Here is a 15,054-nt window from a genome sequence, read left to right as displayed (position 1 = left end):
CCCACAGCGGAATCACGACGTACAACCACCCGCCCAGCCCCCTTGGCCTGTGCTCTCACCGGCGTTTTGGACACCCGGCCAGCCTAAAGCCCGGCACTGACATCCGCCCCGGACCCGGAAGATCGGCCCCCAATTGGACCCCTGCCGCTTACCTCGGGACAGGTGTGCGGCATCCTTGTGACAGATCACACTGTTTGGACCGTCCGGCAAAATGGGGAACACGGTCCCCTGGTACCAAGGGGGAGCAAGATCCCCTGAGCAGGTCGACAAGGAGAGTACTCGTGGACGACGTTCTGCGGCGCAACCCGCTCTTCGCGGCGCTCGACGACGAGCAGGCCGCGGAGCTTCGCGCCTCCATGAGCGAGGTGACCCTCGCGCGCGGCGACGCGCTCTTCCACGAGGGCGACCCCGGTGACCGGCTCTACGTCGTCACCGAGGGCAAGGTGAAGCTCCACCGCACGTCCCCCGACGGCCGCGAGAACATGCTCGCCGTCGTCGGCCCCAGCGAGCTGATCGGCGAGCTGTCGCTCTTCGACCCGGGCCCGCGGACCGCCACGGCCACCGCGCTGACCGAGGTCAAGCTCCTCGGCCTCGGCCACGGCGACCTTCAGCCCTGGCTGAACGTGCGGCCCGAGGTGGCCGGCGCCCTGCTGCGCGCCGTCGCCCGGCGCCTGCGCAAGACCAACGACCAGATGTCCGACCTGGTCTTCTCGGACGTCCCCGGCCGTGTCGCCCGCGCCCTGCTGGACCTCTCCCGCCGCTTCGGCGTGCAGTCCGAGGAGGGCATCCACGTCGTCCACGACCTGACGCAGGAGGAGCTGGCCCAACTGGTCGGCGCCTCGCGCGAGACGGTCAACAAGGCGCTGGCCGACTTCGCGCAGCGCGGATGGCTGCGCCTGGAGGCGCGGGCCGTGATCCTGCTGGACATCGAGCGGCTGGCCAAGCGGTCCCGCTGACGCCGCGTCCGAACCGTGGTCCGGGGCAAAGCCTCCGGACCCCCGTTCGGCCCGAACGGCCTCGTCCGCAAACGCCGGACGAGCCTGGTGTAGTGACCCCATGTCGGAGAACGCGACCCCCAAGGGCCTTGATTCCCAGGGCTACATCGAGCGCGAGGGCTCCCTCGGCCTCGTCCCGCGCGCGTTCCGCCCGGTGGTGGCCGCCGCCCGGGACCGGCTGCTCGGGGTGTTCGGGGCGCGGCTGCACAGCGCGTACCTCTACGGGTCGATTCCGCGGGGCCACGCACGCGTGGGACGCAGCGACCTGGACTTGCTGGTCGCGCTGCGGGAGGAGCCGTCCGAGGGGGACCGGGAGGCCGTGCGGGCGCTCGGTGAGGCCGTCGACAAGGAGTTCGCGCAGATCGACGGGGTCGGCACGCTGCTGTACGGCCGGGCGCGGCTGCTGAGCGAGGCGGAGACGCACGACCTGGGCTGGTTCGTCGCCTGTCTGTGCACGCCGTTGCTCGGTGAGGACCTCGCCGAGTACCTGCCCCGCTATCGCCCCGACTCCCTGCTCGCCCGCGAGACCAACGGGGACCTGGCCCTGCTGCTGCCCCGCTGGCGGCAGCGGATCGCGGCCGGCGACGACACGGAGGAGGCACGGCGGCCCCTCGTACGGTTCATGTCCCGGCATCTCGTCCGCACCGCGTTCACACTCGTCATGCCCCGCTGGAACGGCTGGACCAGCGACCTGGCGGAGATGGCCGAGGTCTTCGGCGCCTACTACCCGCAGCGGGCCGAGCAACTGCGCGCGGCGGCCGTCCTCGGACGCGAGCCGAACGGCGATCCCGCCGTGCTGCGGTCGTACGTCGACGACCTGGGCCCATGGCTCGCCGACGAGTACGCGCGCGTGCACGGCGTGAAGGCCCCCAGGCCGGACTGAGCCCGGGCCGGGGAGAGCCCGGCCCGGGCCCCGCCCTTCCCCCTCACGGACTGCCTAGATGAGCCCGTGCTCCTCCAGGTAGTCCAGCTGTGCCCGTACCGACAGTTCGGCCGCCGGCCACAGGGAGCGGTCCACGTCCGCGTACACGCGGGCGACGACTTCGGACGGGCTGCCGTGGCCGTCCTCGACGGCCGTCTCGACCTGGGCGAGGCGGTGGGCACGGTGGGCGAGATAGAACTCGACGGCTCCCTGGGCGTCCTCCAGGACCGGGCCATGGCCCGGCAGCACGGTGTGGACGCCGTCGTCGACCGTCAGCGACCGCAGCCGCCGCAGCGAGTCGAGGTAGTCGCCCAGGCGGCCGTCGGGGTGCGCCACGACCGTCGTACCGCGGCCCAGCACGGTGTCGCCGGTCAGGACGGCCTGGTCTGCCGGGAGGTGGAAGCACAGGGAGTCCGAGGTGTGGCCGGGCGTCGGTACGACCCTCAGCTCCAGGCCGCCGACCGCGATCACGTCCCCCGCGGCCAGCCCCTCGTCGCCCAGCCGCAGTGCCGGATCCAGGGCGCGTACCTTCGTGCCGGTCAGCCCGGCGAAGCGTACGGCGCCCTCCGCGTGGTCCGGGTGGCCGTGGGTCAGCAGGGTGAGCGCGACGCGCCGGCCGGCCTTCTCGGCCGTGTCCACGACGTTGCGCAGGTGTCCTTCGTCCAGCGGGCCGGGGTCGACGACGACGGCCAGGTCCGATCCGGGTTCGGCGAGGATCCAGGTGTTGGTGCCGTCGAGGGTCATCGCCGAGGCGTTGGGCGCCAGGACGTTGACGGCGCGGGAGGTGGCGGGGCCGGTGAGGACCCCGCCCCGCGGCTGGCCGGGAAGGGCTGCTGCGTCCGTCATGCCGAGGCTCCACCGGTCGGAAGGTCGGTCGGGATGTGCTTCGTGAACTCGTCGTGGCCCGGCCAGGACAGCAGGATCTCGCCGTCCAGCAGCCGGGCCTGCGCGAGGACGGGGGTGAGATCGCGTTCGGGGGCTGCGGCGAGCGCGTCGGCGGCCGTGGCCCACGGGGCGAGCTGGCGCAGGGTCGCGATGGTGGGCGGCATCATCGTCAGCTCGCCCTTGTCGTACGAGGCCGCCGCGTCCCCGGGCCGGATCCACACCGTGCGGTCCGCCTCCGTGGAGGCGTTGCGGGTGCGCTGGCCGTGCGGGAGGGCAGCCACGAAGAACCAGGTGTCGTAGCGCCGGGGTTCGAACTCCGGGGTGATCCAGCGGGTCCAGGCGCCCAGCAGGTCCGAGCGCAGGACGAGGCCGCGGCGGTCCAGGAACTCGGCGAAGGAGACGTCGCGGGCGACCAGGGCCGCACGGTCCGCCTCCCAGTCCTCGCCCGTGGTGTCGCCGACCACGGAGCCGGCGGCCGGCCCGGCCAGCAGGACCCCCGCCTCCTCGTACGTCTCACGGACGGCCGCGCAGACGATCGCCTGGGCCTCCCGCTCGTCGACGCCGAGCCGCTCGGCCCACCACGCGCGCGTGGGGCCCGCCCAGCGGACGTGATGCTCGTCGTCGCGGGGGTCCACGCCCCCGCCCGGATACGCGTACGCGCCTCCGGCGAAGGCCATGGAGGCGCGTCTGCGCAGCATGTGCACGACGGGGCCGAGGTCGGTGTCCTTCAGGAGCATGACGGTCGCGGCGCGCTTGGGGACGACCGGGGTGAGGCTGCCGTCCGCGAGTGCGCGGATGCGTTCCGGCCAGTCCTGCGGGAACCACTGCCCATTCGCCATGGGCGGAGGCTATCCCGTGGTGCGCGAATGTTCGAGAGGCCCCGAGGTCAGAGCGGTGGCTACGGTACGAGCTCGACCTGGATCTCGACCTCGACCGGTGCGTCCAGCGGCAGCACCGCCACGCCGACCGCGCTGCGCGCGTGCACGCCCTTGTCGCCGAGGACCTCACCGAGCAGTTCGCTGGCGCCGTTCACCACACCGGGCTGGCCGGTGAAGTCCGACGCCGAGGCGACGAAGCCGACGACCTTCACCACGCGCGCGATGCGGTCCAGGTCGCCGGTCACGGACTTGACGGCGGCCAGGGCGTTCAGGGCGCAGGTGCGGGCCAGCTCCTTGGCCTCCTCGGGCGTGACCTCCGCGCCGACCTTGCCGGTGACGGGCAGCTTGCCCTCCACCATCGGAAGCTGGCCGGCCGTGTAGACGTACACGCCGGACTGCACGGCCGGCTGGTACGCGGCCAGCGGCGGTACGACCTCGGGCAGGGTCAGGCCGAGCTCGGCCAGCTTCGCCTCGACGGCACCCATTACGGCTTCTCCCGCTTCAGGTAGGCCACCAGCTGCTCGGGGTTGTTCGGCCCGGGCACGACCTGGACGAGCTCCCAGCCGTCCTCGCCCCAGGTGTCCAGAATCTGCTTCGTGGCGTGTACGAGCAGCGGCACAGTCGCGTATTCCCACTTGGTCATGTGGCCGACTCTAGCCGCTGCCCACCCGCCTCCCGCGGTCGCGTTGTCCACAGGCTGTCGCGTGGTTGGCACACAGACTCGTTAGGCTCGAAGACGTGAGCAGGCTCCAGGTCGTAAGCGGCAAGGGCGGGACCGGAAAGACGACGGTCGCCGCCGCCCTCGCGCTGGCCCTCGCGACCGAGGGGAAGCGGACGCTTCTCGTCGAGGTCGAGGGCCGCCAGGGCATCGCGCAGCTCTTCGAAACGGAAGCGCTGCCTTATGAGGAGCGAAAGATCGCCGTCGCTCCCGGGGGCGGGGAGGTGTACGCCCTCGCCATCGACCCCGAACTGGCCCTTCTGGACTACCTCCAGATGTTCTACAAGCTGGGGGGCGCGGGAAGAGCCCTGAAGAAACTCGGTGCGATCGACTTCGCCACCACCGTCGCACCCGGTCTCAGGGACGTACTTCTGACCGGCAAGGCCTGCGAGGCGGTGCGCAGGAAGGACAAGAGCGGACGGTTCGCGTACGACTACGTCGTGATGGACGCGCCGCCCACGGGCCGCATCACGCGCTTCCTGAACGTGAACGACGAGGTGGCGGGCCTCGCCAAGATCGGCCCGATACACAATCAGGCGCAGGCCGTGATGCGGGTGCTGAAGTCCAAGGAGACGGCCGTGCACCTGGTCACGCTCCTTGAGGAGATGCCCGTCCAGGAGACCGCGGACGGGATCGCCGAACTGCGCGCCGCCAAGCTGCCGGTGGGCCGGATCATGGTGAACATGGTGCGGCCGGAGGTGTTGGACGGGACGGATCTGGAACTCGTACGGAGCGTGCCGCGTTCATCTGTGGCAAGGGCACTGTCGGCGGCGGGGCTCGGCGGCGCGCGACGAGGTGGGAACGCCGAGAAGCTGGTGGCCCCCCTCCTGCAGCAGGCCGAGGAGTACGCCGAGCGCTATGCGCTGGAGCACGAACAGCGGGCCGTGCTCGCCGAGCTGGGCCTGCCTCTGCACGAACTGCCGCTGCTCGCCGAGGGCATGGACCTGGCGGGGCTGTACGAGCTGGCCACCGAGCTGCGGAAGCAGGGGATGTCATGAGTCCGGACCCGGCCACCGCCCAGGAGAGCACCCGTCACCGCCTCTCCCACACGCGTGTGCTCGACGTCGACCCGCTGCTGGACGACCCGAAGACGCGGATCGTGGTGTGCTGCGGCTCGGGCGGCGTCGGCAAGACCACCACCGCCGCGGCGCTGGGCCTCAGGGCCGCCGAGCGGGGGCGCAAGGTGGTCGTGCTGACCATCGACCCGGCGCGCAGGCTCGCCCAGTCCATGGGCATCGACTCGCTCGACAACACCCCGCGCCGGGTGAAGGGCGTCGACGGCGACGGCGAACTGCACGCCATGATGCTCGACATGAAGCGCACCTTCGACGAGATCGTCGAGGCGCACGCGGACCGCGAGCGGGCCGCCGTGATCCTGAACAACCCCTTCTACCAGTCGCTCTCCGCGGGCTTCGCCGGCACGCAGGAGTACATGGCGATGGAGAAGCTGGGTCAGCTGCGCGCGCGCAACGAATGGGACCTGATCGTCGTGGACACACCGCCGTCCCGATCGGCTCTCGACTTCCTCGACGCACCCAAGCGGCTGGGCTCGTTCCTGGACGGCCGGCTGATCCGGCTGCTCACCGCCCCGGCCAAGCTCGGCGGACGAGCCGGCATGAAGTTCCTGAACGTCGGGATGTCGATGATGACGGGCACGCTCGGCAAGCTGCTGGGCGGTCAACTGCTCAAGGACGTCCAGACGTTCGTCGCCGCGATGGACACGACGTTCGGCGGGTTTCGCACGCGCGCGGACGCCACGTACAAGCTGCTGCAGGCGCCCGGGACGGCGTTCCTGGTGGTGGCCGCGCCGGAGCGGGACGCGCTGCGCGAGGCCGCGTACTTCGTTCAGCGGCTGGCCGCGGAGGACATGCCGCTCGCCGGTCTGGTGCTCAACCGGGTCCACGGCAGCGGCGCCGTCCGGCTGTCGGCCGAGCGTGCGCTCGCCGCCGCGGAAAATCTTGTGGAGCCCCGCATTGTCGATCAGGACGGTGGGAAAGCTGGACTTCGTAACTCTCCCGACACGTACGGCAGTTCAGAATCCTCCGAGTCGTCCCCCGCATCCGCGCCCGTCGAGTCTCCCGCGTCCGAGCCCGGCTCCCCCGGTCCGGATCAGGAGGACCAGGACGACGGACAGAGCATCGACCGGCTCACGGCAGGCCTGTTGAGGCTGCACGCCGAGCGGATGCAGCTGCTCTCCCGCGAGCAGCGCACGCGCGACCGTTTCACCGCGCTCCACCCCGAGGTGGCGGTGGCCGAAGTGGCCGCGCTGCCCGGCGATGTGCATGACCTCACGGGGCTGCGGGACATCGGGGACCGGCTCGCGGCCAATCGGCCGGAGCTGCCCGAGACGCGCGTCTGAGGGTTGCCCCTGACGGGGTGGTGCCCTCAGCTCACCGCCGCGTAGTGCTCGTACACCTCGTCGTCGTCGAGCGGCAGGATGCCCACACCGCGCTCGTACTCCACACGAGCCGTCTCGAGCAGTCGGCGCCAGGAGGTGACGGTGGGTCGCCTGCGCAGCAGTGCGCGGCGCTCCCGCTCCGTCATGCCTCCCCACACGCCGAACTCGACGCGGTTGTCGAGCGCATCAGCCAGGCATTCGGTGCGTACCGGGCATCCGGTGCACACCGCCTTGGCCCTGTTCTGCGCTGCTCCCTGAACAAACAGTTCATCCGGATCGGTAGTGCGGCAGGCGGCCTGCGCACTCCAGTCGGTTACCCAGCCCATACCGGCGCCGTCCTCTCCCGAATCGAGGCTCCCCCACGGCGGCAGCGGCATATTCACCGCCGCCAGTTGAGGACGTTACGGAAGGTGGGCACAGCGCAACACCCCCTTCGGGCCCAATCTTGAATGGCCCGAACGGACTATGCGTAAGCGGCAGATCACCCGGGGGAGTGAGCTGGCGACATGCGTGATTTTCCCGGCAAACCGGGACAGTTCTGTTGAGTCACAACGGACGCCGGATGACACACAAGGCGAATTCGGACACGTCCCCACCAAAAAAAGTTGGGGAACCTCCGGAACGATTCGGGGTCGCCGGACGTATTGATACGTAGCCCTACTGCTGTGACAGTTGAGAGCAGCTTAGGCCAAGGCATTGACGTGTGTCCGGCGAATGAGAACGTAGGCTGCCCCCATGCCAAAGAAGCGCTCGGGCGGTGGCCTGTCGCCAACGCAGCAGGCCGCGAAGTTCCTCGGTGTCAGTGTGCTCGCGGGAGCAGTGCTGGCCGGCATCGCGCTGCCCGCCTTCGGCGCGCTGGGACTCGCGGCCAAGGGTTCCGTGGAGAGTTTCGACGAACTCCCCACCAACCTCAAGACGCCGCCCCTGAGCCAGCGCACCACGATCCTCGACGCCGACGGCGGCCAGATCGCCACGGTCTACTCGCGCGACCGCACGGTGGTCGGCCTCAAGGACATGTCGCCGTACATGCAGAAGGCGATCGTCGCGATCGAGGACTCGCGCTACTACCAGCACGGCGCGGTCGACCTGAAGGGCATCCTGCGCGCGCTGAACAAGAACGTGCAGAGCAGCGGGGTCGCCCAGGGCGCCTCCACGCTCACGCAGCAGCTCGTGAAGAACGTCGCCATCGAGGAGGCCGGCGACGACCCGACGAAGGTCGCGCAGGCCACGCAGCAGACACTCGGCCGCAAGATCAAGGAGCTGAAGTACGCGATTCAGCTCGAGGAAGAGCTCGGCAAGAAGAAGATCCTCGAGAACTACCTGAACATCACGTTCTTCGGCGAGCAGGCCTACGGCGTCGAGGCCGCCGCCCAGCGCTACTTCTCCAAGCACGCCAAGGACCTCAACGTCCAGGAGTCGGCGCTGCTCGCGGGCATCGTGCAGTCGCCGAGCCGCTACGACCCGGTCAACGACGAGGCGGAGGCCACCAAGCGCCGCAACGTCGTGCTGCAGCGCATGGCCGACATGGGTGACATCTCGCAGACGGAGGCCGACAAGGCCAAGGAGGCGCCGCTCGGCCTGAAGCCCAGCAAGCCGAAGAACGGCTGCATCACCGCGGTCAAGGGCGCCGGCTTCTTCTGCGACTACGTGCGCGAGGTGTTCCTCACCGACCCGATGTTCGGCAAGACCAAGGAGACCCGGGCCAAGCTCTGGAACCAGGGCGGTCTGACGATCCGTACGACGCTCGACCCGCAGTCCCAGTCGTCCGTCCAGGCGTCCATCAAGGACCACGTCTACAAGACCGACGACGTGGCCACCGCCGCCACCATCGTCCAGCCCGGCACCGGCAAGATCCTCGCCATGGGCCAGTCCCGCCCGTACGGCTTCGGCAAGCACGAGACGCAGATCAACCTGTCCGTGAACCAGAGCATGGGCGGCGGCGCGGGCTACCAGCCCGGTTCGACGTTCAAGCCGATCGTGGCCGCGGCCGCCATAGAGGGCGGCACGCCCGCGACGCAGTCGTACTCGTCGCCGTACGAGATGGACTACCCGGCCCCGGTCTCGGCCTGTGACGGCAGGACCTGGGACGAGAAGGGCGTCAAGCTCACCAACGAGAACGCGTCGGAGCACGGCCCGTACGCGATGAAGGAAGCGACCGCCAAGTCGGTCAACACCTACTACGTGCAGCTGATCAGTGCCATCGGCATCTGCCCGGTGACGCAGATGGCGCAGAAGATGGGCGTCGAGCGGGCCGACGGCAAGAAGATCCAGCAGGCGCCCTCCATCGCGCTCGGCACCCAGGAGATGTCCCCGCTGACGATGGCGAACGCGTACGCGACCTTCGCCTCCCGCGGCATGTACTGCACGCCGGTCGCCATCGAGTCGATCACCCAGACCGTCGGCAGCCAGAAGAAGTCGCTCGAGGTGCCCAAGTCGACCTGCTCGCGGGCGATGTCGGAGAAGACCGCCGACACCGTGAGCACCCTGCTCAAGGGCGTGGTCGAGGACGGTACGGGCCAGCAGGCGGGCCTCGACAGCCGCCCGAGCGCCGGCAAGACGGGTACGACGGACAACCGCTACGCGGCCTGGTTCGTCGGCTACACCCCGAACATGGCGGGTGCGGTCTGGGTCGGCGACCCGGCCCACAAGCGCCAGATGAAGAACATCAGCATCGGCGGCGTCCTGAACGAGAAGGTGTACGGCGGTCAGGTCCCCGGACCGATCTGGCGGGACATGATGGACGGCGCCCTGGACGGCAAGCCGGTGCAGGAGTTCAACCTCGTCGACATCCCCGACCCCGACAAGGGCAAGGGCAAGGGCCACGACGACGGGCACAACGGCGACAACGGCGGAACCGGCAACGGCGGCCTGACCGACGGTGGCACGGGCGGCGGCACCTTCCCGACCCCCACCTTCTCCATCCCGGACAACCTGTTCCAGGGCCAGGACGGCGGCAACGGGAACGGGAACGGGGGACGGCGCGGCTGACGAGCGGGAGGGACCCCGGGCCCCCCGGGGGAGGCGGCGCGCCTCACGCGTCACAGCCCCCACCGCCCACGTCCCCCGACCCACGCAGCCTGAGCACACCGACGGCCCCCTGCTCGTCGTACGCGGACTACTTCCGTACGACGATCAGGGGCCGCTCTCGTCTCTCGCCCCGCTCAGCCCGCCAGCAGCCTCTTCACCACCGCGGCGACGCGGCCGCCCTCGGCCAGGCCCGCGACCTTGGGGTTCACGATCTTCATGACGGCGCCCATGGCACGCGGACCCTCGGCACCGGCCGCCTTCGCCTCCCCCACGGCCTGGGCGACGATCTGCTCCAGCTCCTCGTCACTGAGCTGCTTGGGCAGGTAACCGGCGAGCACCTCGCCCTCCGCCTTCTCCCGCTCGGCCGACTCGGCACGACCACCCTGGGCGAAGGCCTCGGCGGCCTCCCGGCGCTTCTTCGCCTCCTTGGTGATCACCTTCTGCACCTCGTCGTCGGAGAGCTCGCGCTTCTCCTTGCCCGCGACCTCCTCCTTGGTGATCGCGGTGAGCGTCAGCCGGAGCGTCGAGGAGCGGAGCTCGTCGCGCTCCTTGATCGCGGCGTTGAGGTCTTCCTGCAGCTTCGACTTGAGCGTGGTGGTCATGGGTTTGATTGTCGCAGGTGCCGACCGCCCGATGCCCGTTCATTTAAAGGGCGGTAGGGCTCGGGGCACCTTCCGGGTCTGACACGATGGAGGTATGCGCGCTCGATACGGAGTACCTCTGGGGATCGCGGCGGCCGGCGCCGCCGGTGTGGTGTACGCGGCGGGTTTCGAGGTCCGCTCCTTCCGCCTGCGACGGGTCACGGTCCCCGTCCTGCCCACCGGAATGCACCCACTGCGCATCCTCCAGGTCTCCGACATCCACATGGTCGGCGGACAGCGCAAGAAGCAGCGCTGGCTGCGCTCGCTGGCCGGCCTGCGCCCCGACTTCGTGATCAACACGGGCGACAACCTGTCCGACCCGGAGGGCGTGCCGGAGGTCCTGGACGCGCTGGGCCCGCTGATGGAGTTCCCGGGCGCATACGTCTTCGGGTCCAACGACTACTACGGCCCCAAGCTCCGCAACCCCGCCCGCTACCTGCTGGAGAAGGCCCAGGGCCGGCACGGTCTGAACGGCAACCCACCGGCGGCCGGCGTCATCCACAACCCGTGGGAGGACCTGCGGGACGGTTTCGACGCGTCGGGCTGGCTGAACCTGACGAACACGCGCGGCACGCTCAAGGTCGAGGGCGTCTCGGTGGAGCTGACGGGCCTGGACGATCCGCACATCAAGCGGGACCGCTACACGCAGGTGGCGGGCGGCCCGTCCGACGCCGCGGACTTCTCGATGGGCGTCGTCCACGCCCCCTACCTGCGCGTACTGGACTCCTTCACGGCGGACGCGTACCCCCTGGTCCTGGCGGGCCACACACACGGCGGCCAGCTCTGCATCCCGTTCTACGGCGCCCTGGTCACCAACTGCGACCTGGACGCGGAGCGCGTGAAGGGCCTGTCCCGGCACACGGCGGAGGGGCGTACGTCATACCTCCACGTGTCGGCGGGCTGCGGAACGAACCGCTACACACCCGTACGGTTCGCCTGCCCGCCGGAGGCGACACTGCTGACGCTGGTGAGCCGGGAGGAGGCGCGGTGAGGTGGCGGGGGACGGTGGCGACTCCAGGGTGACGGGCGCGGCTCCGGTGTGACGGAAGGGCCGTAACCCGCACGGCCCGCCCACATGGCCCGATATGTTCATATTGCCTAGCTTGAGGGCATGACCGCCCCCATACCCAGGGACATCCCGGACCTCCCCGCCCTGCCCGGCGTGCCCACGCTGCTGCCCTCCTTCGTCCCCGCCTCCGCGGTGGTGACCCCTGTACGCCACCCCCTCACCGCCGTGTACCGCCTGCTGGTCGCCCTGATGGCAGCGGCGGGCGTCACGATCGACCTGCTCATCGGCAGCCCCGTCCGAGTGCTGAGCTACTTCACGATCCAGAGCAACATCCTTCTGGCCCTGGTCTTCGCGCTCTCGGCCCGCCGCGCCTGGTCGGCCCGCCGTCCGCTCCCCTCCGCCCTGGTGGGTGCGACGCTCCTCTACATCTCCATCACCGGGCTGGTGTACCACCTGCTCCTGGCAGGCGCCTCGAGTCCGTTCTCCATGACGAGCAACGCGGCGCCCCCGGCCGGCTGGCAGTGGATCAGCAACCAGATCCTGCACACGGCGGTCCCGATCGCGGCGCTGCTGGACTGGCTGTTCCTGACGCCCCCCGGCCGTCTGCACCTCCGCCAGGCGGCGACGTGGCTGCTCTACCCCCTGGCCTATCTGCTGCTCTCCTTCGCCCGAGGCGAGCTGATCCTGCCCGGCACACCGGGCCGCTACCTCTACCCGTTCCTGGACGTCGACCTGCACAGCTACAAGAACGTCCTCGCCAACGCCCTCCTCCTCGGCCTCGGCTTCTACGCCCTCGCCGTCCTCATGGTGGGCCTCGACCACGCCCGCCCGAACCCCGTCCGCCACCGCGGGAAAACCGGATTTCGTCTCCAGCCACCGGTGGGCTAAAGTAAACGACGTCGCCGCGACGAGCAGGACCAGCAGCGACAATCGGGGTGTAGCGCAGCTTGGCAGCGCGCTTCGTTCGGGACGAAGAGGTCGTGGGTTCAAATCCCGCCACCCCGACAGCTAAATCGCAGGTCAGGCCCCGTACTGAGAGATCAGTACGGGGCCTGATTTGCGTTTCAACCCTGTTTTGGGAGCCATTTGGGAGCCAACTGGGTGTGATCTTCGGGAGTCGGCTCCCAGGTTGGCTCCCGAGCAGTGGCCTTCCGCCGCCGCCTAACGCGATGTACGCCTCGCGCCCCGAGTGAGTCACTGCACGGCTTGTGCCGAGCAGACCTGAGGCGGTACGACGATCGCTATGCACCCTTGGTCTCCGTTAAATGACCGGCAGCTCGCACTCCTCACCCGCATCGGGGGCGGAACCGACCCCGTCACTTCTGACAGCCCCGAGCTCGCCGTCACGGCTCGTGCGCTCAGGGACCGGGGCTTGGTGACCATGCCCAGGAAGAAGGGGAGGTGGCAGGCGGAGATCACTGACGCGGGTCGCTTCTATCTGGAGCACGGTCACCATCCCGACCGTCCGGAACTGGCTCCACGCAAGCCTCGCGCAGCGGCGTCTGAAGCCGAGACGCCGGTTGCCGCTGGCCCTCGGCAGGATGCCGATCCTCCGACGGAGACGAAGCCCGTATCGAAGCGTGCCGTGCAACCTCCGCGCCCGTCGCCGGCGGCTGTCGGGCCGGCGCTCATCGCGCAGGTGCAGAAGGCCGGACGATTCCTTCGGATTCCGGACCCTAGTGCCGAGGAACGGGCTCGGTATCGCGGGGCATTCGACGCGGCGCGGCAGTGCGCTCCGGACGGGTACCACCTGAAGTACAGCGGGCGGGCGAAGGGAGACTTCTTCCTCGGTCTGCTCCGGGTGACTGGTGAGGACGACACCGAGTGGAACCGGATCCGCCTGGCGCGCAGCCGTGTGATCACCGATGTCGAGGACGTGCTCGCCGCGGTTACCAAGGACCACAGTGCTTTCGAGATCTCCGAAGAGGTCCTGCCGAGGGTGCTCGCGCTGATCCGGCTCCTCGCCGATCAGGCACTCGCGCGGTACGGCGAGATTGCAGTGTCTAAGACGGTGTCCTATGTGGTGAGGCGGACCAGGCGCTTGTAGCAGCACAGGGCTGCGGCAAGGCCGAGAAAGGCCAGGTAGTTGCGTGGATGGCGCTCGTAGCGGGGACTGAGTCTGCGATAGCCGGACAGCCACGAGATCGTCCGCTCGATCACCCACCTGCGGCGGCCCAAGCGTTCGCTGGACTCGACGCCTTTGCGGGCGATGCGCACGCCGATGCGCTTGCCGCGTAACCATTTCCGCAGGTGAGGGATGTCATACGCCTTGTCGGCATGCAGGCGCTGAGGCTTGAAGTAGCGGCCGTTGTGCGGGTCGTGTCTCGTTTGGTGACCCTCGACCATGGGCTTCAGGCCTTCGCTGTCGTGGACGTTGGCGGCGGAAACGCCGACGACCAGGGGCAGTCCGTTCGCGTCCGACAGGACGTGCATCTTGGAACCCGGCTTGCCCCGGTCCACGGGGCTCGGACCTGTGTGTTCGCCCCCTTTTTAGCCCTGACATGGGCGGAGTCGAGGACCACGCGCGAGACGTCGATGAGGCCGGCGTCATCGAGTCGGTGCAGAACCGCTTCATGCAGCCGGCCCCAGACGCCGGCCCGCGACCAGATCAGGAACCGGCGGTGCGCGGTCGACTTCGATATCCCGAAACACGGCGGCAGAGCCCGCCAGGCACAGCCGCTGACCAGCACGTAGATGATCGCCGCGAACAGCGTCTCATCAGGCGTGTCCTGCGTTCCACCGCCCTGCGGCCGCAGCTTCGACGGTGGAATCAGCGGCCTCGCGATCTCCCACAGCCCATCCGGAACAATCCAACTCCATGTACCCCGCCCCATAAACAGCCCAACGAGCAATCACCACATAGGACACCGTCTAAGAAGCGCAGGCAGCCGAGGCCGCTGCTCACTGTCCACGGCAGGACGTACGAGGTCGGCTTCCGTGAGCGGCAGAAGCAGGTCCGGTACGTCCCCAAGCAGCCGGGCCGACGCACGTACGACTGGCAGCGGGTTACGCCGACCCACAAGTCCGAGCCGTCCGGCGAACTGGAGCTGCTGGTCAGCGAGAACTCGGGCTACAGCTACAGCTACGGCTGGAAGAAGGAATGGGCCGATACGGCGAAGAAGCCGTTGGAGGAGCAGATCGCCTCAATCTTCCGGGCGTTGAAGGCACGCGCGGAGGAGCAGGAGCAGGCCCGGCTGGAGCGGGAGGCGGAGCAGCGGCGTCTGCGAGAGGAGCGGGAACGGCAGGAGGCCGAGCGTCGGCGGCTGGCAGCTGGCGGCGGAGCAGGAGGAGCGCGAGCGGCGCGAGTGGGAAGCCGCGGTAAGTGCGGCTTCGGTCAAGGCTGTTCACGCGGTACGGGCCGAGCACTTCGGCACGGCCCTTGACCAGTGGCGGGCCGCGGGTGAGATCCGGGCGTTCTGTGCCGTGCTGGATGAAGTCGCCGCCGCGTCGGAAGACGTCCTCGAAGTCGAGAGGCTGCGTGAGTGGTCGGCTTGGGGAAACGCGGAGGCAGATCAACTCGACCCCACCACGAACGGCCAGGGCCTGGCCACCCGCGACTTCCACGCGGAGCCGACGAAGAA

At 69.4% G+C, this 15,054-nt stretch carries 15 protein-coding genes and 1 tRNA gene; 9 read left to right on the top strand and 7 right to left on the bottom strand.

Annotated features, from left to right (window positions below; genetic code table 11):
- Window positions 1–281 precede the first annotated feature (281 nt).
- Complete coding sequence (locus ACYUED_RS24680; protein WP_266518778.1) at window positions 282–956, top strand: Crp/Fnr family transcriptional regulator; 675 nt, start codon at window positions 282–284, stop codon at window positions 954–956.
- A gap of 100 nt (window positions 957–1,056) precedes the next feature.
- Window positions 1,057–1,878 carry a nucleotidyltransferase gene (locus ACYUED_RS24675; protein ID WP_491285091.1) on the top strand — a complete coding sequence of 274 codons (822 nt, stop codon included), beginning with the start codon at window positions 1,057–1,059 and terminating at the stop codon, window positions 1,876–1,878.
- A gap of 54 nt (window positions 1,879–1,932) precedes the next feature.
- On the opposite strand, the gene ACYUED_RS24670 is transcribed toward ACYUED_RS24675, so the two are convergent.
- Genes ACYUED_RS24670 through sp36 form a run of 4 tightly spaced genes read right to left on the bottom strand, consistent with a single transcriptional unit; the run spans window position 1,933 to window position 4,323 of the window.
- Window positions 1,933–2,763, bottom strand: coding sequence for an MBL fold metallo-hydrolase (locus ACYUED_RS24670; RefSeq protein ID WP_491285089.1), 831 nt, complete (start codon window positions 2,761–2,763; stop codon window positions 1,933–1,935).
- Window positions 2,760–3,641 (bottom strand): NUDIX hydrolase, encoded by an 882-nt coding sequence (locus ACYUED_RS24665; protein WP_491285087.1) that lies wholly within the window; start codon window positions 3,639–3,641, stop codon window positions 2,760–2,762. Before ACYUED_RS24665 ends, ACYUED_RS24670 begins: the two co-directional genes overlap by 4 nt.
- Window positions 3,642–3,700: 59 nt before the next feature.
- On the bottom strand, window positions 3,701–4,165 hold the full coding sequence (locus tag ACYUED_RS24660; protein ID WP_491285085.1) for a RidA family protein: 465 nt from the start codon (window positions 4,163–4,165) through the stop codon (window positions 3,701–3,703).
- The gene (gene sp36 / locus ACYUED_RS24655) at window positions 4,165–4,323 is read right to left on the bottom strand and encodes a Sp36 family protein (RefSeq protein WP_019992579.1); all 159 of its coding nucleotides are present in this window, start codon (window positions 4,321–4,323) and stop codon (window positions 4,165–4,167) included. The genes ACYUED_RS24660 and sp36 overlap by 1 nt, the downstream gene beginning before the upstream one ends.
- 95 nt (window positions 4,324–4,418) lie before the next feature.
- Here sp36 and bagA point away from each other — a divergent pair, with 95 nt between their 5' ends.
- The gene (gene bagA, locus ACYUED_RS24650; RefSeq protein ID WP_491285080.1) at window positions 4,419–5,396 is read left to right on the top strand and encodes an ATPase BagA; all 978 of its coding nucleotides are present in this window, start codon (window positions 4,419–4,421) and stop codon (window positions 5,394–5,396) included.
- A complete protein-coding gene (bagB, locus tag ACYUED_RS24645; RefSeq protein WP_491285078.1) occupies window positions 5,393–6,757 on the top strand; it encodes an ATPase BagB in 1,365 nt (454 codons plus the stop codon). The genes bagA and bagB overlap by 4 nt, the downstream gene beginning before the upstream one ends.
- 26 nt (window positions 6,758–6,783) lie before the next feature.
- On the opposite strand, the gene wblA is transcribed toward bagB, so the two are convergent.
- Window positions 6,784–7,122 carry a transcriptional regulator WblA gene (wblA, locus tag ACYUED_RS24640; protein WP_266520506.1) on the bottom strand — a complete coding sequence of 113 codons (339 nt, stop codon included), beginning with the start codon at window positions 7,120–7,122 and terminating at the stop codon, window positions 6,784–6,786.
- A 409-nt stretch (window positions 7,123–7,531) separates the two neighbouring features.
- Between wblA and ACYUED_RS24635 the strand changes: the two genes are divergently transcribed.
- Window positions 7,532–9,784 carry a transglycosylase domain-containing protein gene (locus ACYUED_RS24635; RefSeq protein ID WP_491285075.1) on the top strand — a complete coding sequence of 751 codons (2,253 nt, stop codon included), beginning with the start codon at window positions 7,532–7,534 and terminating at the stop codon, window positions 9,782–9,784.
- A 173-nt stretch (window positions 9,785–9,957) separates the two neighbouring features.
- Here the strand turns inward: ACYUED_RS24635 and ACYUED_RS24630 are convergent, their stop codons facing one another.
- On the bottom strand, window positions 9,958–10,425 hold the full coding sequence (locus tag ACYUED_RS24630) for a GatB/YqeY domain-containing protein (RefSeq protein ID WP_266518762.1): 468 nt from the start codon (window positions 10,423–10,425) through the stop codon (window positions 9,958–9,960).
- Between the two features lie 94 nt (window positions 10,426–10,519).
- Here ACYUED_RS24630 and ACYUED_RS24625 point away from each other — a divergent pair, with 94 nt between their 5' ends.
- The 4 genes from ACYUED_RS24625 to ACYUED_RS24610 all read left to right on the top strand — a co-directional run bounded on the left by ACYUED_RS24625 (window position 10,520) and on the right by ACYUED_RS24610 (window position 13,520).
- Window positions 10,520–11,455, top strand: coding sequence for a metallophosphoesterase (locus ACYUED_RS24625; protein WP_491285072.1), 936 nt, complete (start codon window positions 10,520–10,522; stop codon window positions 11,453–11,455).
- A gap of 120 nt (window positions 11,456–11,575) precedes the next feature.
- Window positions 11,576–12,361, top strand: a complete 786-nt coding sequence (locus ACYUED_RS24620) for a Pr6Pr family membrane protein (RefSeq protein ID WP_491285068.1) — start codon at window positions 11,576–11,578, stop codon at window positions 12,359–12,361.
- Window positions 12,362–12,404: 43 nt separating this feature from the next.
- A tRNA-Pro gene (locus tag ACYUED_RS24615) sits at window positions 12,405–12,478 on the top strand.
- Between the two features lie 367 nt (window positions 12,479–12,845).
- A complete protein-coding gene (locus ACYUED_RS24610; RefSeq protein ID WP_491285066.1) occupies window positions 12,846–13,520 on the top strand; it encodes a hypothetical protein in 675 nt (224 codons plus the stop codon).
- On the opposite strand, the gene ACYUED_RS24605 is transcribed toward ACYUED_RS24610, so the two are convergent.
- A protein-coding gene (locus ACYUED_RS24605) for an IS5 family transposase (protein ID WP_491294413.1) occupies window positions 13,490–14,307 on the bottom strand; the annotation gives its coding sequence in 2 pieces (ribosomal slippage) (window positions 13,490–13,965 and window positions 13,965–14,307; 819 coding nt in all). The two genes, ACYUED_RS24610 and ACYUED_RS24605, sit on opposite strands and share 31 nt — an antisense overlap.
- Window positions 14,308–15,054 lie beyond the last annotated feature (747 nt).

This window comes from Streptomyces sp. DF42 (genome assembly GCF_058267695.1).
The sequence above is the reverse complement of the archived record's forward strand: the minus strand, read 5'-3'. Positions and strand labels throughout refer to the sequence as shown.